The organism is Massilia paldalensis, from assembly GCF_044901715.1.
GTDB lineage: Bacteria > Pseudomonadota > Gammaproteobacteria > Burkholderiales > Burkholderiaceae_D > Telluria > Telluria paldalensis.
The window spans coordinates 256,392-278,765 of sequence record NZ_JBJCIU010000002.1; the positions used below are offsets into that span (position 1 = coordinate 256,392).

The 22,374-nt window shown below is 66.9% G+C and carries 19 protein-coding genes; 11 read left to right on the top strand and 8 right to left on the bottom strand.

The features are described 5' to 3' along the window. The first annotated feature begins 54 nt into the window (after window positions 1-54). The 11 genes from ACI1V7_RS10865 to typA all read left to right on the top strand — a co-directional run bounded on the left by ACI1V7_RS10865 (window position 55) and on the right by typA (window position 15,009). Window positions 55-1,008, top strand: coding sequence for a rhodanese-like domain-containing protein (locus ACI1V7_RS10865; protein ID WP_404531776.1), 954 nt, complete (start codon window positions 55-57; stop codon window positions 1,006-1,008). A gap of 213 nt (window positions 1,009-1,221) precedes the next feature. Continuing rightward, complete coding sequence (locus ACI1V7_RS10870; protein WP_404531777.1) at window positions 1,222-2,244, top strand: glucokinase; 1,023 nt, start codon at window positions 1,222-1,224, stop codon at window positions 2,242-2,244. Between the two features lie 438 nt (window positions 2,245-2,682). Continuing rightward, window positions 2,683-3,342, top strand: a complete 660-nt coding sequence (scpB, locus tag ACI1V7_RS10875) for an SMC-Scp complex subunit ScpB (protein ID WP_404531778.1) — start codon at window positions 2,683-2,685, stop codon at window positions 3,340-3,342. Window positions 3,343-3,372: 30 nt separating this feature from the next. Continuing rightward, window positions 3,373-5,502, top strand: coding sequence for a 23S rRNA pseudouridine(2605) synthase RluB (gene rluB / locus ACI1V7_RS10880; RefSeq protein WP_404532511.1), 2,130 nt, complete (start codon window positions 3,373-3,375; stop codon window positions 5,500-5,502). A gap of 282 nt (window positions 5,503-5,784) precedes the next feature. After that, entirely contained in the window at window positions 5,785-6,273 is a 489-nt protein-coding gene (rimP, locus tag ACI1V7_RS10885) for a ribosome maturation factor RimP (protein ID WP_290412219.1), read from the top strand. Then, window positions 6,270-7,835, top strand: coding sequence for a transcription termination factor NusA (nusA, locus tag ACI1V7_RS10890; RefSeq protein ID WP_404531779.1), 1,566 nt, complete (start codon window positions 6,270-6,272; stop codon window positions 7,833-7,835). Before rimP ends, nusA begins: the two co-directional genes overlap by 4 nt. A 98-nt stretch (window positions 7,836-7,933) precedes the next feature. Continuing rightward, complete coding sequence (gene infB / locus ACI1V7_RS10895; RefSeq protein ID WP_404531780.1) at window positions 7,934-10,816, top strand: translation initiation factor IF-2; 2,883 nt, start codon at window positions 7,934-7,936, stop codon at window positions 10,814-10,816. Between the two features lie 120 nt (window positions 10,817-10,936). Beyond that, window positions 10,937-11,362 carry a 30S ribosome-binding factor RbfA gene (rbfA, locus tag ACI1V7_RS10900; RefSeq protein ID WP_404531781.1) on the top strand — a complete coding sequence of 142 codons (426 nt, stop codon included), beginning with the start codon at window positions 10,937-10,939 and terminating at the stop codon, window positions 11,360-11,362. Further along, window positions 11,359-12,282, top strand: coding sequence for a tRNA pseudouridine(55) synthase TruB (truB, locus tag ACI1V7_RS10905; protein ID WP_404531782.1), 924 nt, complete (start codon window positions 11,359-11,361; stop codon window positions 12,280-12,282). The genes rbfA and truB overlap by 4 nt, the downstream gene beginning before the upstream one ends. 108 nt (window positions 12,283-12,390) lie before the next feature. Next, entirely contained in the window at window positions 12,391-12,942 is a 552-nt protein-coding gene (locus tag ACI1V7_RS10910; RefSeq protein ID WP_404531783.1) for a hypothetical protein, read from the top strand. A 228-nt stretch (window positions 12,943-13,170) separates the two neighbouring features. Continuing rightward, window positions 13,171-15,009: a translational GTPase TypA gene (typA, locus tag ACI1V7_RS10915; protein WP_404531784.1), complete on the top strand. Its 1,839-nt coding sequence runs from the start codon at window positions 13,171-13,173 to the stop codon at window positions 15,007-15,009. A gap of 221 nt (window positions 15,010-15,230) precedes the next feature. Here typA and ACI1V7_RS10920 read toward each other — a convergent pair whose 3' ends face one another. The 8 genes from ACI1V7_RS10920 to ACI1V7_RS10955 form a co-directional block, all read right to left on the bottom strand. Next, window positions 15,231-16,259 (bottom strand): hypothetical protein, encoded by a 1,029-nt coding sequence (locus ACI1V7_RS10920; protein WP_404531785.1) that lies wholly within the window; start codon window positions 16,257-16,259, stop codon window positions 15,231-15,233. After that, window positions 16,259-17,170 carry a flagellar hook-associated protein FlgL gene (gene flgL, locus ACI1V7_RS10925; RefSeq protein ID WP_404531786.1) on the bottom strand — a complete coding sequence of 304 codons (912 nt, stop codon included), beginning with the start codon at window positions 17,168-17,170 and terminating at the stop codon, window positions 16,259-16,261. Before flgL ends, ACI1V7_RS10920 begins: the two co-directional genes overlap by 1 nt. Window positions 17,171-17,181: 11 nt before the next feature. Then, window positions 17,182-18,555 (bottom strand): flagellar hook-associated protein FlgK, encoded by a 1,374-nt coding sequence (gene flgK / locus ACI1V7_RS10930; protein ID WP_404531787.1) that lies wholly within the window; start codon window positions 18,553-18,555, stop codon window positions 17,182-17,184. A 44-nt stretch (window positions 18,556-18,599) separates the two neighbouring features. Further along, the gene (locus ACI1V7_RS10935) at window positions 18,600-18,953 is read right to left on the bottom strand and encodes a rod-binding protein (protein WP_404531788.1); all 354 of its coding nucleotides are present in this window, start codon (window positions 18,951-18,953) and stop codon (window positions 18,600-18,602) included. Further along, window positions 18,953-19,999 carry a flagellar basal body P-ring protein FlgI gene (locus tag ACI1V7_RS10940; RefSeq protein ID WP_404532512.1) on the bottom strand — a complete coding sequence of 349 codons (1,047 nt, stop codon included), beginning with the start codon at window positions 19,997-19,999 and terminating at the stop codon, window positions 18,953-18,955. Before ACI1V7_RS10940 ends, ACI1V7_RS10935 begins: the two co-directional genes overlap by 1 nt. A gap of 140 nt (window positions 20,000-20,139) precedes the next feature. Continuing rightward, window positions 20,140-20,802, bottom strand: a complete 663-nt coding sequence (gene flgH / locus ACI1V7_RS10945; protein WP_404531790.1) for a flagellar basal body L-ring protein FlgH — start codon at window positions 20,800-20,802, stop codon at window positions 20,140-20,142. Between the two features lie 2 nt (window positions 20,803-20,804). Beyond that, on the bottom strand, window positions 20,805-21,590 hold the full coding sequence (gene flgG, locus ACI1V7_RS10950) for a flagellar basal-body rod protein FlgG (protein WP_404531791.1): 786 nt from the start codon (window positions 21,588-21,590) through the stop codon (window positions 20,805-20,807). Window positions 21,591-21,635: 45 nt separating this feature from the next. Continuing rightward, the gene (locus ACI1V7_RS10955; RefSeq protein WP_404531792.1) at window positions 21,636-22,361 is read right to left on the bottom strand and encodes a flagellar basal body rod protein FlgF; all 726 of its coding nucleotides are present in this window, start codon (window positions 22,359-22,361) and stop codon (window positions 21,636-21,638) included. Window positions 22,362-22,374 lie beyond the last annotated feature (13 nt).

Below are 22,374 nucleotides of genomic sequence, written 5' to 3' on the forward strand. Positions count from 1 at the left end.
GGCAAAAGCAGGGGAAACCCAAACGCGCCGATGGTTTTCCGCTAACATAGTGAAATGGCCTCGCTTTCGCACCTCATCCACACTTACGGCGCACTGATCGTGTTCGGTCTCGTGCTGGTCGAGCAGCTCGGCCTGCCGATTCCTGCGTTTCCTGTGCTCATCATCGCCGGCGCCATGGCCGTCGACGGCGGCGCCAACTGGCCCGTGTACCTGGGCGCCTCGGTGCTGGCCTGCCTGATCAGCGACTACTTCTGGTTCCGCGCCGGGCAGTACTATGGCCGGCGCATCCTGCGCCTGCTGTGCAAGATTTCGCTGTCGCCCGATTCCTGCGTCAGCCAGACCGAAGACAACTTCGGCCGCTGGGGCGCCAAGTCGCTGATGGTCGCCAAATTCATTCCGGGCTTCAGCACCATCGTGTCGCCGCTGGCCGGCGCCACCGGCACCCGCACGCGCCACTTCCTGGCGTTTTCCGCGATCGGCGGCCTGTTCTGGAGCAGCGTCGGCATGGGCATCGGCGCCTGGTTCCACGACAGCATTGACGACGTGATCGCCTGGCTCGGCAACCTCGGCGGCACGGCCATCACCATCATCGCCGTCCTGCTGGGCCTGTTCGTATTACTCAAGTACATCGAGCGCAAGCGCAACCTCGGCGCCGCCAAGGTGCCGCGCGTGACGATGGAAGAGCTCAAGGACATGCTCGAAGCCGGCCACGAACCCCTCATCGTCGACGCCCGCGGCGTGACGGCCCGCCAGCTCGAGCAGGGCATTCCCGGCGCGCTGGTCTACGGCGATGCCGTACCGGAGCGCCTCATGGCCACGCTCGACAAGGAACGCCACATCGTCGTCTACTGCTCCTGCCCGAACGACATCACCGCGGCCCAGGTCGCGAAGGAATTCGTCAAGAACGGCTTCCATCGCGCCCGGCCCCTGCATGGCGGCCTGGACGCCTGGAACGCGCACTGCGCCGCGGCCCAGGCCGACGCCGAACTCACGCCCAAGGCCGGCTGACACCGGTTGCATGGCGCGGGCCGGTGCGTGCGCCGCGCGGCCGGCAGGTACTCGGCATGCCGTGTTTTAGTAGTTCGACTACTTGTCAACTATCCCGTCTTTTTGCGCCAGATCGGGGCTTCTAGTCGTTGCATGTACCTAAACTACAATAAGCACTTGCGTCGAAGCCAATAAATCCTTAAGCTTCCCGCATCTGTTTTTTTGTTGGCAACCATGACCGCTTCGCCCGTTTCCGCCGCCGCTCCCGTGTTCGATTCCGCCCATGACAGCCCGCGCCTGCTGGCCGACATCGGCGGCACCAATGCGCGTTTCGCGCTGGAACTCGGGCCGGGCCGGATCGCCGCGATCGAGGTGCTGGCCTGCGCCGCCCACGCGACGCTGCCCGACGCCATGCGCGCCTACCTGGCGCTGCCGGCCGTCGCCGCCTACGGCGACGCGCGCCATGCGGCGATCGCCATCGCCAATCCGGTGACGGGCGACTGCGTGCGCATGACCAACCACCACTGGGCGTTTTCGATCGAGGAAGTGCGGCGCGACATCGGTTTCGACACCTTTGTCGTGGTCAACGATTTTTCCGCGCTGGCGATGGCGCTGCCTTACCTGGCCCCGCACGAGAAGCAGCAGGTGGGCGGCGGCGCGCCGCTGGCGGGCGAAGCCATCGGCCTCGTCGGCGCCGGCACGGGCCTGGGCGTCTCCGGCCTGATCGCGGCCCCGGACGGCAAGGGCTGGACGGCGCTGCGCAGCGAGGGCGGCCACGTCACCTTCGCCCCGGCCAACGAGACCGAAGTCGCCATCCTGCAATACGCCTGGCGCGAATTCGAGCACGTGTCGGCCGAGCGCTTCATCTCGGGCGCCGGCGTCGAACTGATCTACCGTGCACTGGCCGACTACCGCAAGGTGCCGGACGAGGGCCTGGGCGCCCCGGAAATCTCGCGCCGCGGCCTCGACCGGACCTGCCCGCTGTGCGAGGAGGTGCTGGAAACCTTCTGCGGCATGCTCGGCACCATCGCCGGCAACCTGGCCGTGACGCTGGGCGCGCAGGGTGGCGTCTATATCGGCGGGGGCATCGTCCCGCGCCTGAAGGAGCGCTTCGGCCTGTCGTGCTTCCGCGAGCGCTTCGAGCAGAAGGGCCGCTTCTCCGCTTACCTGGCCCAGGTGCCGACCTATGTGATCACAGCCGAATATCCCGCGTTCACGGGGGTTTCGGCCATCCTGGCCGACCGGCTCGGCCGCTGATCCGGCGCCGGCCCCCGCGTTTCGGCGGCGGCAGCGAGCGATGCCGAGCGATCCAATGCGCGCGGCATGTCCCGTTCGCGGTTTTATCGGGTACAATGACCGGCAATTGGTAGAAACGATGTCGCTCGCTCGCGGGGCGCGCATCCGGAGCCCCGCCTCCGGAGCCGGCTCTCCCGGGCCCGGCAAGTCCTCGCGCCAGCAGCGTTTCGCCGAAATCAACCGTTAGCAATCCGCCTGTCGTGCGGGTTGCCGCGTGGCGGGCATCAAGTCCCCCGCATTTCCGCCCGGAGTTCCGGTCCGGGCGCGGAACCCCGATTCAACGTTGCATCCTACGGGCCAGCCAGGGCTTCGTACCGCAGGCGCTCATGCGCTGGCGTTGAGCGGATTGTGTTTGATATTTTCTTTGCATCCAGGTGCAAACCCGCAGACGACATCGCTATGAACACTGATGAGGCCAAGAAGGTGCTCGAGACCGCCTTGTTGTGCGCGCGCGAGCCGATGACGCTCCACGGCATGAAGAAACTGTTCGCCGACGTCGACGGTGGCGGCAAGCAGGTGGGGGCGGGCGTCGGTGCGGACACGATCAAGCTGTTGCTGGAAGAACTGCGCCACGACTGGCGCGACCGCGGCATCGAGATCGTCAGCCTGGCTTCCGGCTGGCGCTTCCAGAGCCGGCCCGAGATGAAGCCCTACCTGGACCGCATTTCGCCGGAAAAGCCGCCGAAGTATTCGCGCGCCACGCTGGAAACGCTGGCGATCATCGCCTACCGCCAGCCGGTGACGCGCGGCGACATCGAGGAGATCCGCGGCGTGGCGGTGAACTCGCAGACGATCAAGATGCTCGAGGACCGCGGCTGGATCGACGTGGTCGGGCACCGCGAAGTGCCGGGCCGCCCGGCCCTGTTGGGAACGACCAAGCAATTTCTCGACGACCTGGGCCTGGCCTCGCTGTCGGCGCTGCCGCCCTTGCAGCAGGTGGCGGACATCGGCGCCGGCCGCAGCCTGGAGGCGCTGGAAGCGGCCTTGCAACAACAATTTGACGACACTTCACCCGTTGAAGTCCCGATTCACGAGCCTGCGCCCGCATCCGGCGGTTGAGCCCAGGTCAGCAAAACCAAGAAACGAATGATGAATCCAACTGACACCACCGAGACGACCCCTGCCGAGGCAGGGCTGGAGGCGGTTGCCAAGCCGAAGCGCCGCACCAAGGCGCAGGCGGCCCAGGCAGCCGACGGCGCGCAGGCGGCCGAATCCGCGGCCGCAGAGCCCGTGGCCAAGCCCAAGCGCACCCGCAAGACCGCCGCAGCGAAGGAAGCTGCCCCCGAAGGCGCCGCCGCCGTGAGCGAAGCGCAGTCGGCCGGCGCCGCCGCCGAAGGCGCGCCGGCAGCCGTCGCCGCCAAGGCGCCGCGCAAGCCGCGCGCCAAGAAGGAGCCTGCTGTTGCTGCTACTGCGCCTGCTGCGGATGCCGCGGCACCGGCCGCGCCAGCCGCCGCCCAGCCGGTCGCGGCCGCCGCGCAGCCGGCCGCCCCGTCCGCCGATGCGGGCGACGGCGCGGTGCGCCAGGACGGACAGGACGTTCAGCGCAAGCCGCGCGGTCCGCGCCAGATGCGCGAGCAGCGCCAGCAACGCGCCGCGCTCCAGCAGGAGCGCCAGGAACGTGCTCCGCAGGCCGAGGCCGGCGTCGACGGCGCGGCCGAAGCCGCTGCCGGCGCCACCGTGGAAGGCGGCCTCGTGACGCACCGCTCGCCGCGCCAGCAGAAGAACATGAAGAAGGGCCAGCAAGGCCAGCAGAGCCAGCGCGGCCAGCAAGTCCAGAATGCCCAGCAGGGCCAGCCAGCCGGCCAGGGCAAGGGCGCGCAGCCGCAAGGCAAGAACGCCAAGAACCGCAACGGCAAGGGCAAGGGCGACGCCAAGGGCAAGGGCAACGACGCCGACGCCGTGTTCTCCTTCGTCACCTCGGACGCGTTCGACGCCAACGAGGGTGGCCGCGGCCAGGTCCAGCCGTCCAAGGCGCGCCGCGACCTCACGGCCGACGACGATGCGCCCAAGCTGCACAAGGTGCTGGCCGAGGCCGGCCTCGGTTCGCGCCGCGACATGGAAGAGCTGATCGTCGCCGGCCGCGTGTCGGTGAACGGCGAGCCGGCCCACATCGGCCAGCGCATCCTGCCGACCGACGCCGTGCGCATCAACGGCAAGCTGCTGCAGCGCCGCGTCAACAACAACAAGCCGCCGCGCGTGCTGGTGTACCACAAGCCGGCCGGCGAGATCGTCAGCGCGGACGATCCGGAAGGCCGTCCGTCCGTGTTCGACCGCCTGCCGACCATGAAGACCGGCAAGTGGCTGGCCGTCGGCCGCCTCGACTTCAATACCGAAGGCCTGCTGCTGTTCACGAACTCGGGCGACCTGGCCAACCGGCTCATGCACCCGCGCTACAACATCGACCGTGAGTACGCCGTGCGCACGCTGGGCGAGCTGGAAGAGGGCATGCGCCAGAAGCTGCTGGCCGGCGTCGAGCTGGACGACGGCCTGGCGAACTTCACCAAGATCGCCGACGGCGGCGGCGAAGGCGTCAACCGCTGGTATCGCGTGGTGATCGGCGAGGGCCGCAACCGCGAGGTGCGCCGCATGTTCGAGGCGGTCGGCCTGACCGTCTCGCGCCTGATCCGTACCCGCTACGGCGCGATGACGCTGCCGAGCGGCCTCAAGCGCGGCCGCTGGGAAGAGCTGGAAGACAACGACGTGCGCAACTTCCTGACCGCCTTCGGCATCGAGAAGAAGGGCGGGCAGGGCGGCAATGCGGGCGCCGGCGCCGGCAAGGGCCAGCAGGGCAACGGCCGCCGCAACGGCCAGCAGGGCGAGGACCGCGAGCCGAACGGCAACCGCATCGACCGTGCCGACGTCAACCGCAATGTCGATCCGTTCGGCCCGCCGGTCGTGCGGGCCGGCGCGGGCCGCGGCCAGGCCGGCATCCTGAGCGTGCTGGGCGTCCCGCCGGCACCGGCCGGCCGTCCGGGCGCGCAGGGTGGCCGCCCGGGTGCCCAGAACGGCCGCGCGGGCGGCCAGAACGGTCGTCCGGGCGGGCAGGGCGCGCGCGGCGCGAACGGCGCCGGAGGCAAGGGCGGTGCCAAGGGCAAGGGCCCGCGCCAGCCGGATCCGCTGCAGACCACCTTCGGTTTCGCCGGCGCCGGCCAGAACCGTCGCGGCCAGGGCGCGCGCGTGAGCGACTCCGGCATGCCGCGCCGCGGCCGCCGGGGTTGATTCCCTGCGCATCGGGCGCATATGGGGCTGATCGCGCAGTGCACGCCAGTCCCGGCGCCCGCTTCGCCGACGGTGTAAACTGTTGCATGGGTGTTCATTTTTGAGGGAATGGCAATTGCGGCCATTCCTGGTTCGGGTTATAATTGACGTCTAACCCGAGTCGTTGTTCCCAGCGTTGTTTGGTGAGCTGCCTCTGGTTGGGAACAAGAAGATGGGCAGTTGCCCATTTTTTTTTTGTTGAATCGTTTTGAGGGTCCGGCACCGGACCGGTGGAGAGAAGCTGTGCAGTTGTTCGATTTGATTGCCACGACAGTCGCTGGACTGGGCTACGAACTCGTCGATATCGAACGGGCCGAACGAGGCATCCTGCGCGTCTTTATCGACTTCCCGGCAGCGGTGGCGGACGAAAAGGGACCGATCTCGGTCGAGGATTGCGCCACGGTGAGCCACCAGCTGTCGCACCTGTTCACGGTCGAAAACGTGGACTACGAGCGCCTGGAAGTGTCGTCGCCCGGACTGGACCGTCCGGTGCGTACCCTGGCCGACTTCGAACGCTTTGCCGGCCACGAGTGCACGGTCAAGCTGCGCGTCGCGATGCCCGGCACCGCGAACCGCAAGACCTACACGGGCATCCTGCATGCGCCGCAGGGCGACAAGATCGGGTTGGAATTTGAAAGCAAGGATGGCGCGGCGTTGTTGGAATTTACGCTGGCCGAACTGGACAAGGCACGCCTGGTGCCGAAGGTGGATTTTAGGAGTCGCAAAGCATGAGTCGCGAAATTTTGTTACTGGTTGATGCGCTCGCGCGCGAAAAAAACGTCGACAAGGAGGTCGTCTTTGGCGCTCTCGAGTTCGCGCTGGCACAAGCCACGAAAAAGCGCTACGAGGGCGATGTCGATATCCGCGTGAGCATCGACCGCGACAGCGGCGAATTCGAAACCTTCCGCCGTTGGCACGTGGTGCCTGACGAAGCGGGCCTGCAGCTGCCGGACCAGGAAATCCTGCACTTCGAAGCCAAGGAACAGATCGCCGACATCGAAGTCGACGAGTACATCGAAGAACCGATCGAGTCGGTCGAGTTCGGCCGCCGTTTCGCCCAGGACACCAAGCAGGTCGTGCTGCAGCGCGTGCGCGATGCCGAGCGCGAGCAGATCCTGCAGGACTTCCTGGAGCGCGGCGACGCGCTGGTGACGGGCACCATCAAGCGCATGGAGCGCGGCGATGCGATCGTCGAATCGGGCAAGATCGAGGCGCGCCTGCCGCGGGACCAGATGATCCCGAAGGAAAACCTGCGCATCGGCGACCGCGTGCGTGCCTTCATCCTGCGAGTGGACCGCAATATGCGCGGCCCGCAGGTGATCCTGTCGCGCACCGCGCCGGACTTCATCATGAAGCTGTTCGAACTCGAAGTTCCGGAGATCGAGCAGGGCCTGCTGCAGATCAAGTCGGCCGCCCGCGACCCGGGCGTGCGCGCCAAGATCGCCGTGTTCACGGCGGACAAGCGCATCGACCCGATCGGCACCTGCGTCGGCATGCGCGGTTCGCGCGTGCAGGCCGTGACCGGCGAGCTGGGCGGCGAGCGCGTGGACATCGTCCTGTGGTCGGAAGATCCGGCCCAGTTCGTGATCGGCGCGCTGGCCCCGGCCAACGTGTCGTCGATCATGGTCGACGAAGAGAAGCATGCGATGGACGTCGTGGTCGACGAGGAAAACCTGGCGATCGCGATCGGCCGCTCGGGCCAGAACGTGCGCCTGGCGTCCGACCTGACCGGCTGGAAGATCAACATCATGACGGCCGAGGAATCGGCCAACAAGGCTGAACAGGAAACGGCCGCCGTGCGCGCGCTGTTCATGGAAAAGCTGGATGTGGACGAGGAAGTGGCCAATATCCTGGTCGAAGAGGGTTTCTCGAGCCTTGAAGAAGTTGCCTACGTACCGATCTCGGAAATGCTGGAGATCGAATCGTTCGACGAAGACACCGTCAACGAGCTGCGTACCCGTGCACGCGATGCGCTGGTGACCGAAGCGATCGCTTCCGAGGAAGGCCTCGAGGGTATGGAAGAGGCGCTGGCCAACCTGGAAGGGATGGACCGCACCACCGCCGGCAAGCTGGGCCTGGCCGGTATCAAGACCCTGGAACAATTCGCGGGCCTGGCCTACGACGAGTTCGGCGCCATCCTGGCCTTGCCGAGCGAGCGTGCCCGCGACCTGATCACAAATGCATTTAATGATGTGACCGATGATGAGATGAAATTGGTCGACGCTAAATACGACGACCGCGCCAAGGCCCTGCAGGCGAAAGCCTGGAGCCAGGTAGAAACGGCCAAGGCATAAATGAAGTGCAAAGACCGGAGCGAACGCCCCGGTCTTTCGTGCTTTATTAAGCAGGAAAATTTCTTTATCATCTCGCGACACATAGAAAAGAGGACTGAATGGCGAGTAACAACGTAGCCCAATTTGCCACCGAACTGAAGATGCCTGCAGACTTGCTGCTGACGCAGCTGCGTTCTGCTGGCGTCGAGAAAAGTTCGACGTCAGATCCCTTGTCCAAGGATGATAAGGATAAGCTGCTGAACCATCTTCGCCGTACCCACGGCACCGCCGATGCAGGCGAGAAGAAGAAGATCACGGTGACCCGCAAGGAAACCTCCGAGATCAAGCAGGCTGACGCCAGCGGCAAGTCGCGCACGATCCAGGTCGAAGTGCGCAAGAAGCGCACCTTCGTCCAGCGTGACGACCTCGTCACGCCGAAGGCCGCCGCCGCTGCCCAGGCAGCGCCGGTGATCGACGCCGCCGAACAGGCGCGTCGCGAAGAAGAGGCGCGCCGCCAGTCGGAACTGATCGCGCGCCAGGAAGCGGAACTGCGCGAAAAGCAGGAACGCCTGGCCAAGCTCGAGTCCGAGAAAGCCGCGCAAGCCAAGGCCGCCGAAGAGCAGGCCAAGCGCGACGCCGAAGAACGCGCCAAGCGCGAAGCGGCAGCCGCCGAGGAAGCGAAGAAGGCGGCCGCCCAGGAAGCATCGGCGGGCGCCGGCGCAGCCGACGACGCCAAGCGCGCCGCCGCCGAGGCAGCCAAGAAGGCCGCCGACGAGGAAGCCAAGCGCAAGGCCGACGAAGCCGCCAAGGAAGCCGCCGAACGTGCCGCCGCCACCGAGCGCGCGCGCAAGGCCGTGGCCGACGAAGTGGCCCAGATCAAGGCCATGATGGCGCAGCCGCGCCGCGTGATCAAGGCGCCGGAACCGGCGCCGGCCAAGCCGAAGGCGGCCGAGACGACCACGCTGCACAAGCCGGCCGACAAGAAACCGGGCGAAGCCAAGCCGGGCGAGTCGACCAGCAACGGCGCGCGTCCGAAGCCGGGCGACAAGAAGTCGATCAAGTCGGCCAACGTGGCCTCGACCTGGTCGGACGACAAGAAGCGCGGTGCGCCGGGCGGTGGCCTGAAGGGCCGCGGCGCGGCCCCGAGCGGCGGCCGTGACGGCTGGCGTGCGGGCGGTGGCCGTGGCGGCCGTCGTGGCGGCCACGATGACCGCGAATCGAACTTCCAGGCGCCGACCGAGGCGATCGTCAAGGACGTCCACGTCCCCGAGACCATCACCGTGGCGGAACTGGCGCACAAGATGTCCGTGAAGGCATCGGAAGTCATCAAGCAGCTGATGAAGCTGGGCCAGATGTGCACCATCAACCAGGTGCTGGACCAGGAAACCGCGATGATCGTGGTGGAAGAGATGGGCCACAAGGCCTTCGCTGCCGCCGAGGACGATCCGGAAGCGATCCTGGCCGACAATGGCGAACATGCCGAGTTCGAGTCGAAGCCGCGTGCTCCGGTCGTGACCGTCATGGGCCACGTCGACCACGGCAAGACCTCGCTGCTGGACTACATCCGCCGTGCGAAGGTGGCGGCTGGCGAAGCCGGCGGCATTACCCAGCACATCGGTGCCTACCACGTGGATACCCCGCGCGGCATGGTCACCTTCCTGGATACCCCGGGTCACGAAGCCTTCACGGCAATGCGTGCCCGCGGCGCCAAGGCGACCGACATCGTCATCCTGGTGGTGGCGGCCGACGACGGCGTGATGCCGCAGACGAAGGAAGCGATCGCCCACGCGAAAGCGGCCGGCGTGCCCCTGGTCGTGGCGATCAACAAGATCGACAAGCAGGGCGCCAACACCGACCGCGTGACGCAGGAACTGGTCGCCGAAGGCGTGGTGCCGGAAGAGTACGGCGGCGATTCGCCGTTCGTCCCGGTGTCGGCCAAGACCGGCCAGGGCATCGACGACCTGCTGGAACAGGTGCTGCTGCAGGCCGAAGTGCTGGAACTGAAGGCACCGGTCGAGTCGCCGGCGCGCGGCCTCGTGGTCGAAGCCCGTCTGGACAAGGGCCGCGGCCCGGTCGCGACGATCCTGGTGCAGTCCGGTACCCTGAAGCGTGGCGACGTCGTGCTGGCGGGTTCCTCGTTCGGCCGCGTCCGTGCGATGCTGGACGAGAACGGCAAGTCGGTGACCGAAGCCGGTCCGTCGATCCCGGTCGAGATCCAGGGCCTGACGGAAGTGCCGAGCGCAGGCGAGGAAGCGATGGTCATGGCGGACGAGCGCAAGGCGCGCGAGATCGCACTGTTCCGTCAAGGCAAGTTCCGTGACGTGAAGCTGGCCAAGCAGCAGGCGGCGAAGCTGGAAAACATGTTCGACCAGATGGCCGAGGGCGAGGTCAAGAACCTGCCCCTCATCATCAAGACGGACGTGCAGGGTTCGCAGGAAGCGCTGGTCGGTTCGCTGCAGAAGCTGTCGACCTCGGAAGTGCGCGTGCAGATCGTGCACGCGGCCGTGGGCGGCATCAGCGAGTCGGACGTCAACCTGGCGGTCGCCTCGAAGGCGGTCATCATCGGCTTCAACGCCCGTGCCGATGCACAGGCGCGCAAGCTGGCGGAAGCCAACGGCGTCGACATCCGTTACTACAGCATCATTTACGATGCGATCGACGAGATCAAGACCGCCATGTCGGGCATGCTGGCGCCGGAGAAGCGCGAGCACGTCACCGGCCAGGTCGAGATTCGCCAGGTCATCCTGGTTTCGAAGGTCGGCGCGATCGCGGGCTGCCTGGTGGTGGACGGCGTCGTCAAGCGCACCTCGTCGGTACGCCTGCTGCGCAACAACATCGTCGTCTGGACCGGCGAGATCGACTCGCTCAAGCGTTTCAAGGACGATGCGAAGGAAGTGCGCGCCGGCCTGGAGTGCGGCCTGTCGCTGAAGAACTACAACGACATCCAGGTTGGCGACACCCTGGAAGTGTTCGAAGTCCAGGAAGTGGCGCGTACGCTGTAAGTACCCGTCATTACCGATAGGAGTACCATTCGGGGTCAGTGGACCCGCGCCGCAGGGCGCGGGGCGACTGGCCCCGAATTTTTTGAGGGCGCCCGCACGCGGTGCCGAAACCACAAGAACATGGCAAAACACAGTAAAAGCATCCCCCAGCGCGGCCTGCGCGTCGCCGACCAGATCCAGAAGGACCTGTCGGAACTGATCGCGTTCGAACTCAAGGACCCGCGCGTCGGCATGGTCACCCTGAGCGAGGTGCGCCTGACCCCCGACTACGCCCACGCGAAGATCTATTTCACGCTGCTCAAGGACAGCCCGGAAGAGGTCAAGCAGACCCTCGAAGGCCTGAACAAGGCGTCCGGCTACCTGCGCGTCCTGCTCGGCAAGCGCCTGCACATCCACACGCTGCCGCAGCTGCACTTCGTGCACGACACCTCGACCCGCCGCGGCCTGGAAATGTCGGCCCTGATCGACCAGGCCAACGCCACCCGCGCGGCCGACTACGTGGACGAGGCGGACGACGGCGAAGGCAAGGGCAAGGGCGCCGAGTGAACGCGCGTCCCCCGAAGAAGCCCCGCGACCTCGTCGACGGGGTGCTGTTGCTCGACAAGCCCGTCGGCCTGTCGTCGAACGATGCGCTGATCAAGGCGAAACGCGTGGTCAATGCCAGGAAGGCCGGCCACACGGGCACGCTCGACCCGTTCGCCACGGGCCTGCTGCCGCTGTGCTTCGGCGAAGCGACCAAGTTCTCGCAAGACCTGCTGGAAGCGGACAAGACCTACCTGGCGGACGTCCACCTGGGCGTGACCACGACGACGGGCGACACCGAAGGCGAGACCGTCGACACGCGTCCCGTCGACGTCACGCCGGAGCGCATCGAGGCGGCGCTGGCGCAGCTGCGCGGCCCGATCCTGCAGGTGCCGCCCATGTATTCGGCCCTGAAGCGCGACGGCAAGGCCTTGTACGAATACGCGCGCGAAGGCATCGTGCTGGAACGCGAGGCGCGTCCCGTGACCATCCACGCGCTGGAGATGCTGCGCTACGAGGCGCCGCTGCTGACGATCCGCGTCACCTGCAGCAAGGGCACCTATGTGCGCGTGCTGGGCGAGGACATCGGCAAGCTCCTCGGCTGCGGCGCGCACCTCAACGCCTTGCGCCGCATCCAGGTCGGCAACCTGACGATCGACGGCATGGTCACGCTGGAACAGCTGCAGGCGCACGAGGCGCCGCTGTCGCTGCTGGCGCCCGTCGATGCGCTGCTGTCGAGCTTCCCGCAGGTGGACCTGACGCCCGAACTGGCGGCACGGTTCCTGAACGGACAGCGACTGGCCCTCGGCCGCGAGCCGGTCGCGCTGCCGCCGGCGCAGGGCAGGGTGCGCGTGTACCACGACGGCAAGCTGCTGGGCACGGCACTGCTGCAGGAGTACGGCATCCTGGCGCCGGAGCGCCTGATCGCGCGGCCCGCGCCGTAATCCCGCCACGGCGGTTGCACGGCAGATACATCTTCGGCGGTTGTTGTTGTCGGCAAGTCGGCATTCATCCAGAATTGCTGAACAACCAACGACAGGAAAGCGACCGCCATGCACGCCTTGCCATCCACCGACGCCGCCGCCCGGCTGGCGGGCCGCGCCACCGGGGCCATGTTCTTCTTCGGCTTCGGCGGACTGTGGCTGGAGGGCTGGGCCCAGCGCTCGCATGCCGGCGTGCCGTGGTTCGTCGGCATCGCCGTGCTGGCCATCCTGTCGTGCGCCTTTGCGTGGCGGCGCTACCGCCGCTACGCGCCGGCGCTGGCCCGGCAGGAAGATACGCCGCAACGCCGGCGCGCCAAACGCGTGTTCAACATCGTCAACGCGGCGCAATGGATCGTTATCCTCGTACTGGGCAACGTGATGGCCAATCTCGGTTACGGCGCCTGGGTGATCCCGATGGTCATCGTCGTGGTCGGCCTGCATTTTCTCCCGTTGGCTCATGTGTTCGCTTACTGGCCGCACTTCGCCACCGGCGCCGCGATGGTCGGTTTCGCGCTGCTGTATCCGTTCATTGCATCCGGCGGGCCCGCGTCGCCGCTGGGCTTCCTGGGCGCGGGCCTGATCCTGTGGTGCAGCGCCGCCTGGGCACTGCGCGCGGCCTGAATACGCGAGCAGGTGCTCGTGTCATTTTCCTGCCATATTTTGCCCCCATGCTGGCGCGAGCTTGCCGAAAAACGGTTGGGTTCGCGCCAAACCGTTGAATTTACAAGGCTTTTACTTTTGCCGCGATGCGGCGGGAAGGCCGAGTCGTGCTATACTAGCCGGCTTAGGAAAAAATCGGCCCTTTGAGCTCATCCGACCATCACGCAACATCCTGTTGAAATAACACACATGTCAAACACCAAACGCGCGATTCGTAATATCGCAATCATCGCCCACGTTGACCACGGCAAGACCACCCTGGTGGACCAGCTGCTGCGCCAATCGGGCACCTTCCGCGAAAACCAGGCGGTCGACACCCGCGTGATGGACTCGAACGATCTCGAAAAAGAACGTGGCATTACCATCCTGTCGAAGAACTGCGCCGTCGAATACGAAGGCACCCACATCAACATCGTCGATACCCCGGGCCACGCCGACTTCGGCGGCGAAGTGGAACGCGTGCTGTCGATGGTCGACTCGGTGCTGCTGCTGGTCGACGCCCAGGAAGGCCCGATGCCGCAGACGCGCTTCGTGACCCGCAAGGCGCTGGCCCTGGGCCTGAAGCCGATCGTCGTCGTCAACAAGATCGACCGTCCGGGCGCACGCGCCGACTGGGCGATCAACCAGACCTTCGAACTGTTCGACAAGCTGGGCGCGACCGACGAGCAGCTCGACTTCCCGATCGTCTACGCCTCGGGCCTGAACGGCTACGCCGGCCTGGACGAAAGCGTGCGCGGCGGCGACATGAAGCCGCTGTTCGACGCGATCCTGAAATACGTGCCGGTGCGCGACGACAATCCGGACGGCCCGCTGCAGCTGCAGATCACCTCGCTGGACTACTCGTCCTACGTGGGCAAGATCGGCATCGGCCGCGTCAACCGCGGCCGCGTCAAGCCGGGCATGGACGTGCTGGTCGTGAACGGCCAGGACGACAAGAACCCGATCAAGGGCCGCATCAACCAGGTGCTGAACTTCAAGGGCCTGGAGCGCGTGCTGGTCGACGAAGCCGTCGCCGGCGACATCGTCCTGATCAACGGTATCGAGGACATCGGCATCGGCGTGACCGTGACTGCCGTGGATACCCCGGAAGCGCTGCCGATGCTGACCGTCGACGAGCCGACACTGACCATGAACTTCATGGTCAACAACTCGCCGCTGGCCGGCCGCGAAGGCAAGTTCGTCACCAGCCGCCAGCTGCGCGACCGCCTGGACCGCGAACTGAAGTCGAACGTCGCGCTGCGCGTGCTGCCGACGGATGACGACACCACGTTCGAAGTGTCGGGCCGCGGCGAACTGCACCTGACCATCCTGCTGGAAAACATGCGCCGCGAAGGCTTCGAGCTCGCGGTGTCGCGTCCGCGCGTCGTGTTCAAGGAAATCGACGGCGTCAAGTGCGAGCCGTACGAGAACCTGACCGTCGACGTCGAGGAAGCCAACCAGGGCGGCGTGATGGAAGAACTGGGCCGCCGCCGTGGCGACCTGCAGAACATGGAATCGGACGGCAAGGGCCGCGTGCGTCTGGAATACCGCATCCCGGCCCGTGGCCTGATCGGCTTCCAGGGCGACTTCATGACCCTGACCCGCGGCACCGGCCTGATGAGCCACGTGTTCGACGCCTACTCGCCGGTCGACAACGGCAAGGGCGAACTGGCCGGCCGCCGCAACGGCGTGCTGATCTCGCAGGATGACGGCCAGGCCGTCGCCTACGCGCTGTGGAAGCTGCAGGACCGCGGCCGCATGTTCGTCGAGCACAACACCCCGGTGTACGAAGGCATGATCATCGGTATCCACTCGCGCGACAACGACCTGGTCGTCAACCCGATCAAGGGCAAGCAGCTGACCAACGTGCGCGCCTCGGGTACCGACGAAGCCGTGCGCCTGGTGCCGCCGATCCAGATGTCGCTGGAGTACGCGGTCGAGTTCATCGAGGACGACGAACTGGTCGAGATCACCCCGAAATCGATCCGCCTGCGCAAGCGCTACCTGAAGGAACACGAGCGCAAGAAGGCCAGCCGCGAAGGCGCGTAAGCCTTCAGGCAGTCAAGAAAAACCCGCTGCATGCAGCGGGTTTTTTTTCGTCCGGGAGTCGGCGGGATGGCAGAACGTGCCGTCCCCGCGAGCAAAAACACTCCGCCCCTGCGACCAAACACGTCGCCCCTGCGCAGGCAGGGGCCCAAGTTCAGCGTTGCGGTGACGCGTGAAAATTGGGCCCCTGCCTGCGCAGGGGCGACGGTTTTTTGGGGAGGGTTTTAGCGAAGGCCGAGCAGCGCCAGCACGCGTTCGCGGCTGACGCCGACGAGGGCGGAGGACAGGGCCAGCAGCGACTCGTAGTCGGTGCTGGCGGCCGCGGCGGAGAAATCCTCGGCGGCCAGGTCGACTTCCGGCGGCGGCGTCTGGGCCTGCGTCACTTCGACGTTGGCCGACGACAGGGCGCTGCTGGCGGCGCTCTGCGAGCGGTGCACGCGTTCCAGCGCCTGCACCACTTCGCGCAGGCTCTGGCGCAGCGCGTCCGAGCCTGCGCCCGTGTTCCACTGCTGCGGCGCCAGGCTGGGTTGCACTTCCTCGGCCGCGACACGGCCGATGCCGCTCACGGCGATGCTGTCCTTGACTGCGGGCCAGTTCGATTCCGCGGTCGAGAACACGAAGCCGTCGCCATCGAGGCCGGCGCGTACGCCCAGCGGCGCCATTGCGCGGTCGATCGCGCGCGCCAGCTGTTCGTTGGTCTGCTCGCCGGTGACGGTGGCCGACAATTGCGGGCCGCCGGCGCCGCCGATCGAGAAGGCGATCGTCTGGGGCGCATTCTGCTGCAGCGTGTCGATGTCCAGCGCGCGGATGCGGAAGCGTTGCGTCGACGGCTGGGCCGTGAACTGCAGGTCGCCGTCGATGCCGCCGCCGCCTTCGGACTTGCGCGCCGCGAGCGTGCGGGCGAGCTGGCGGACGTGGGTGTCGAGTTGCGGGCGGTTCTTGACGGCGCCGCCGTTGCGGCTGCCAGCCAGCTTGGCCGTCAGCTCGCCCTTCAGGTTCTCGAGCTGGCTGGCGACGCGTTCGAGGTAGTCGAGGGCCTGCTGGGCGCGCGCGACGCCGTCCTGCAGGCCGCTGTCGATGCGCGCGCTGCTGCGGCGCAGGGCAGCGGGCTTGGCGGAAGAGGCGGCAGCCGTACTCTCCGCGGCGCCGGCCGCCGCGTCGGGCGCGCGCGCCGGCACCAGCGCCGTGGCGCCCTTGCTGCGTACTGTGCCGAGGGCGCTGCCCGTCGTGGTGGGTCGAAGCGTCGTGTCCATCAGAGTACGTCGAACAGGGAAAGGTTGCCGATCTTGCCGTAGGCCTTGTACGAGGCCTGCAGCGCGGTCGTGTAGCCGGTCAGCTCGGTCGCGGCGACGGCCACGTCGACGGAGCCGATGTCGTTGATCGCGGTCTTGTTCGACAGGCTGACGTTGTTGTGGTTGGCGTCCAGCGTCTTGAGGATGTTCTGCTGGCCGCCCAGCACGGCGACCTTGCCGCTGACCAGGTTCAGCGCATCGTCGAAGGCGCCCAGGGTGGCCGCGACGGTCGCGCGCACGTCCGGGTCGTTGGCGTCGACGCCCGACTGTGACAGCGCGTCGATGGTCTCGTCCAGCTTGTTGAGCAGTTTTTCCAGGCCGGCCACGTTTTGGTTCGCGACCTGGGTGATGCCGTTGCCGACGACGACGTTCTGGTCATTGGTATTGCCGACGTAGCCGTAGCGCTGGCCCAGCGCGGCGTTGGCGTTGTAGACCATCGGCTTGACGTTGGTGGCGGTGCCGGAGAATACGTAGCGGCCTTCCTGGTCGACCGTGTTGGCCGTGTACACGAGGCTGTCGCGCAGCGAGGACAGCGAGGTCACCATCGCGTTCAGGTCGTTCGGGGTGTTGGAACCGTCGGCGGCCCACACCAGCAGGTCGCGGCCGGCGCCCATGTCGTTGACCATATTGGTCAGGTAGCCTTCGTTCTTCGACATGCGCTGCTGCAGGGCCGCGATGTTGGCGCGGTACTGGTCGATGGCGGCTTCCTCGCGCTTGAGGCGCGACAGGCGCACGCTGTCGACGGGATCGTCGGACGGCAGCTGGATACGGTCGCCCGTGGACAGCTGCTGGGTAACGTAGGTGATGCGCTCCTGGTTCTTCTGGAGCGCGGCGGTCATGAATGCCTGGTACTGGCTGGATGCGATGCGCATGGTCGTCTTCCTTATCCCATCATGGCCAGGGTGGCATCGAACAGCGCGTTCGCGACCGATATCACCTTCATGTTGGCCTGGTACATTTTCTGGTATTCGACCAGGCCGACCGCTTCCTCGTCTTCGTTCACGCCGCTGGTCGCGGACCAGTCGTTCTCGGCCTGGGTACGCAAGGTCTGGGCGGTGTTCAGCGCGCTCTTGTTCTGCTGGCTGTCCACGGCCAGCTTGCCGACCAGCTGGGTGTCGGCGTCGGCGATCAGCACGCTGCCCACGCGGGTCACGCTGATCGACTCGTTCTTGATGGCGACCAGCTTCTGCAGGTTGCCCGTATCGCCGGGGCCGGCCGCGGCGCTCGCGGAAAATGCCAGGTCCGAGGTCTGGAAGCCGGCCGCCACCGATACCATGTTCGACACGCTGTTCGGGTCGAATACGAACAAGGCCTTGCCCGGGTTGCCGTCCATCGTGGTGCCGGCCTGCAGCTGGGTGTTGATCTTTTCCGTCAGTTGCCTGGCCAGGTCCGCGACGCCCTGCTTGGTCGGCAGCAGCGTGTCGTTCAGGTAGGTCGACAGGCCGCCCATCTCGCCGCCCAGCCTGGCCGGATCGAGGTCGAACTTGGTGCCGGCGAAGGTCACGCTGAAGGTCTGGTCGAGACCGCCGTCCGTCGCCAGCGTGCCGCCGACGCCGCCCAGCACCAGCGACTGGCCGTTGGCGAGCGAGACGTTGCGGCTGCCGTCAGGCTGGTCGTTGACTTCCACCTTCATCAGGCTGGACAGGCTGTCGATCGCCTGGTCGCGCGCATCGATCAGCGAGGACACGTTGGTGCCGCCCGCGCTGGCCGCGGAAATCTGGGTGTTCAGCGAGGCGATCGCGGCGATCGCGCTGTTGGCTTCGTCGACGATGGCGCTGCGCTGCTGGCGGATCGACAGCTCCTGCGTGTTGAACACATTGTTCAGGCTGTTGAAGCGCTGGGCCAGCAGGTTGCCGGCGGTGACCACCTGCTGGCGCAGCGGGGTCGAGGTGGGGTCGACGCCGGCAACGGCGTTCAGCGCGGCGAAGAACTGGTCGATGCCGTCCGAGACGTTCGATTTGTCGTCGGTCATCACCTGCTCGAGCTGGGTCAGGTAGGGCTGGGTCTGTGCATAGCTGCCCAGTTCCGAGGCGCTGCTCCACAGTTGCTGGGTCTTGTAGCCGTCGGAGAAGCGGATCAGGGCCGTCACCGACACGCCGTTGCCGACCTGCGAGCCGGCCGACGGCGCCACCGATGCCAGCAGCGCGGCCTGGCGGGTATAGCCCTTGGTCTGCAGGTTGGCGATGTTCTGGCTGGCGGCGTTCAGGGCGAGTTGCGAAGCGATCGCGCCGGACAATGCGTTGTTCAGGATGCTCATGGGCCGTTCTCTCGAATACGTGTTCAGTAGTTACAGGCGACCGTTTATGGCATCTTATTAAGTGGCGCCGGCAACAACTGCTTCAAAATCGCGTCGGCGACGCCGAACGCGCGCTGGTTGGCGATATTCCCGGCCAACATGTTGTCGACCATGTCCGTCATGTCCTGGTTGACGCGGTCGCGCGTCGGGCTGTCTTCCGGCGCCAGCGTGCGGGCGCTCTCGCGCATCTGGTGCAGCATGTGCGAGATGAAGAAGCTCTCGAATTCGACGGCGACCTTGGTCGCCTTGGCCACGTAGGCCGGATCGGGCGCGCCGTCGGCGGCGGGGGCCACCTGCGCGTCCTTGCCCGTATCGAGGGGGATGGCCCGGGCGGCCAGCGGATTGAGCTTGTCGTCCATCAGATCACCACCAGTTCGCCTTCGATCGCGCCGGCCTGGTCGAGGGCTTGCAGGATCGCCATGATGTCGTCGGGCGAGGCGCCCAGGCTGTTGACCACGTCGATGATGGTCTGCAGGCGCGCGCCCGGCGGCCAATGGAACATCTGGCCGGAGCCCTGATCCACCTGGACCTTCGACTGCGGGGTGACGGCGGTCTGGCCGCGCGACAGCGGGCCGGGCTGGCTCACCGCCGAGCTTTCCGAGATCACGACCTTGAGCGCGCCATGGGTGACGGCGGCCGAGCGCACGCGCAGGCCGTCCGAGATCACCACGGTGCCGGTGCGCGAATTGAACACGACCCGGGGCGTTTCCGCGCCTGCTTCGACAGGCATGTTTTCCAGGCGCGCGACGAAGGCCACGCGCTCGGTCGGGTTGGTCGGGGCGACCACCTCGATGCTGCTGCCGTCGGCGGTCGTGGCGATCGGGCCGTAGCGGCGGTTGATCGCCTCGACGACGTTGGTGGCGGTGTCGAAGTTCGGATGGCGCAGCTGCAGCAGAACGTGGGCGCGGGTGGCGAAGTCGGTCGGGATCTCGCGCTCGATCTGGGCGCCGTTGGGGATCCGGCCGCCGGTCGGCGTGTTCACCGTCACCGAGGAGCCGCTCTTGCCGGAAGCCGACAGGCCGCCGACCACCAGATTGCCCTGGGCGAGCGCATAGACTTCGTTGTCGGCCGCGCGCAGCTGCGTCAGCAGCAGGGTGCCGCCACGCAGGCTCTTGGCGTCGCCCAGCGACGAGACGGTGACGTCGATCTGCTGGCCGCGGCGGTAGCCGGGCGGGAACACGGCCGAGACCATGACGGCGGCCACGTTCTTGTTCTTGGCATCCTGCCCGTCCGGCATCTTGACGCCGAACTGCTTGAGCAGGTTGACCACCGACTGGCTCGAATACTTCACCTGGGTCGAGTCGCCGCTGCCGTTCAGGCCCACCACCAGGCCGTAGCCGACCAGCGGGTTTTCGCGCACGCCTTCGACGCTGGCGAGGTTGCGCAGCGGCTGGGTGCGGGTCATCGGCTGGGCGGCGGCGCTGGCGGCCGACTTGACGGCGGGCGCCGCGGCGGCCGGCAGGCTGGCGACGGCGCACAGCGCCAGGCCAATGGAAACGATCCGCAGCAGCGGAACGGTGGAGAAGGATCGCATCGTGTCGTCCTTTAGAACGGCATCAGGGGGCCGGTGAAGAAGCGCGTCAGCCAGCCCGGGGAATTGGCGTCGGCCAGCGTGCCCTGGCCGGAGTAGGCGATGCGCGCGTTGGCCACGCGCAGCGAGGACACCTGGTTGTCGCTGTCGATGTCGGCCGGGCGCAGGTAGCCTTTCAGGCGCAGGAATTCCTCGCCCTGGTTCAGCTGCAGGCGCTTTTCGCCGGCCACGCGCAGCAGGCCGTTGGCCATCACTTCCTGCACGATCACGGTCACGGCGCCGGACAGCGCGTTCTGCTGGGTGCTGGTGGCGTCGCCCTGGAAGCTGCGGTCGGCGTTGATGCCGATGGCGGTCTTGGGATAGGTCTTGCCGAGTGCGGCGAGCGGATCGACGGCGACCGTCGAGCCCTTGCTGAAGCTGGTGCCGGCCTTCTTGCTGGCCTGCGTGGTCTCCTGCAGGATCACCGTGACGACGTCGCCCACGCGGAATGCGCGCGCGTCCGAGGTCAGCGACACGGTATCGGCGCTGAACACGCCGCCCGACACGCCGCGCCGCGCCACCTGCGCCTGCGGCAGGTCGAACGGGTCGGCGGCAGGGGCCTGCAGCGGCACGTTCGAGGCGCAGCCGGTCAGCAGGGCGGCCGCGGCGAGCAGGCCGGCGGTGGCGAAGCGGATCATGATCAGCGCGCCGCCTGCGACAGGTACTGCAGCATGTTGTCGGCCGCGGACAGCACCTTGGTGTTCATCTCGTAGGTGCGCTGGGCCGCGATCATGTCGACCATCTCCTCGACCACCTGCACGTTCGAGCCTTCCAGCGCGCCCTGTTTCAGCTTGCCGAACGCGCCGGTGCCCGGCACGCCTTCGTTCGGGGCGCCGCTGGCGCCCGTTTCCGAGAACAGGTTCTCGCCCAGCGCCTGCAGGCCGGCCGGGTTCACGAAGGTGGTCAGCGTCAGCTGGCCCAGTTCGGTCGGCGCGGTGGTGCCCGGGACGGTCGCGCTGACCATGCCGTTCTCGCCGATGGTCAGTGCCGTCGCGTTGTTCGGGACGGTGATCTGCGGCACCAGGGGCAGGCCCTGGGCATTGGTCAGCACGCCGTTCTGGTTGACTTGCAGCTGGCCGGCGCGGGTATAGGCCGGCTGGCCGTCGGGACGCAGCACCTGCAGGAAACCGCTACCGGAGATGGCGACGTCGAGCGGCTGGCTGGTGGTCTGCAGGCTGCCGTTGGTGAACACCTTCTGGGTGCCGACGATGTGCGTGCCGTTGCCCAGCTGGGTGCCGTTGCTGACCGTGTTGTCGGCGGTCTGGGCGCCCGGCTGCTTGTCGACCTGGTAGAACAGGTCCTCGAACATGACGCGGTCGCGCTTGAAGCCGACGGTGTTCACGTTGGCCAGGTTGTTGGCGATGGCCTGCAGCTTCGCATCCTGGGCCTGCACGCCGGTCTTGCTGATCCACATTGCTGGATTCATGATATGTCCTCTCTATCTTGTCGGTGGCGGGCGCTCAGGCGCCGATCACGCGCCGATCAGGCGGTTGCCCGTTTCGTTCATCTTGTCACTGGCCTGGAACAGCTTCATCTGGATCTCGAAGCTGCGGTTCAGGCTCATGGTGGCGACCATTTCCTCGACCGCCGAGACATTGCTGCCTTCGAGGGCGCGCGGGCGCACCTTGACGTTCGGGTCGGCCGCCAGGTCGGCGCCGTCGCGCGAGACGATCAGGCCGGCCTCGTTCTTGGTCAGTTCCGTGCCTTCGGCATTCACCAGGCGCAGGCGGTCGACCGTCTGCATCTCGGTGGCGCCCTCGGTCAGGATCGAGACGGTGCCGTCGGTGGCGATCTCCACGGCGGTGTGCTGCGGCAGCACGATCGGGCCGCCTTCGCCCAACAGGGCGTGGCCGTGCACGGACAGTTCGCCGTCGGGACCGATCGCGATCTCGCCCGAACGGGTATAGGCTTCGCCGTCGCCGTACTGCACGGCGAGGTAGCCCTGGCCGCCGATGGCCACGTCGAGCGCGCGTCCCGTCTCGCGCACGCTGCCGGCGCGGGTCGAGATGGTGTCGGCCTGGGTGGTGGCCATGTGCACGTCGTCGTAGCCGTAGCCGCCCAGCTGGGCATTGCCGGCCGTTTCCATGCTGGCGCGGTAGCCGGCGGTATCCATGTTCGCCAGGTTGTTGGCGTGCACCTGCTGCGCGCGCATCAGGTGCGCGGCGCCGGAGGCGGCGGTGAAGATCAGTTTGTCCATGGTCGCTCGGTGT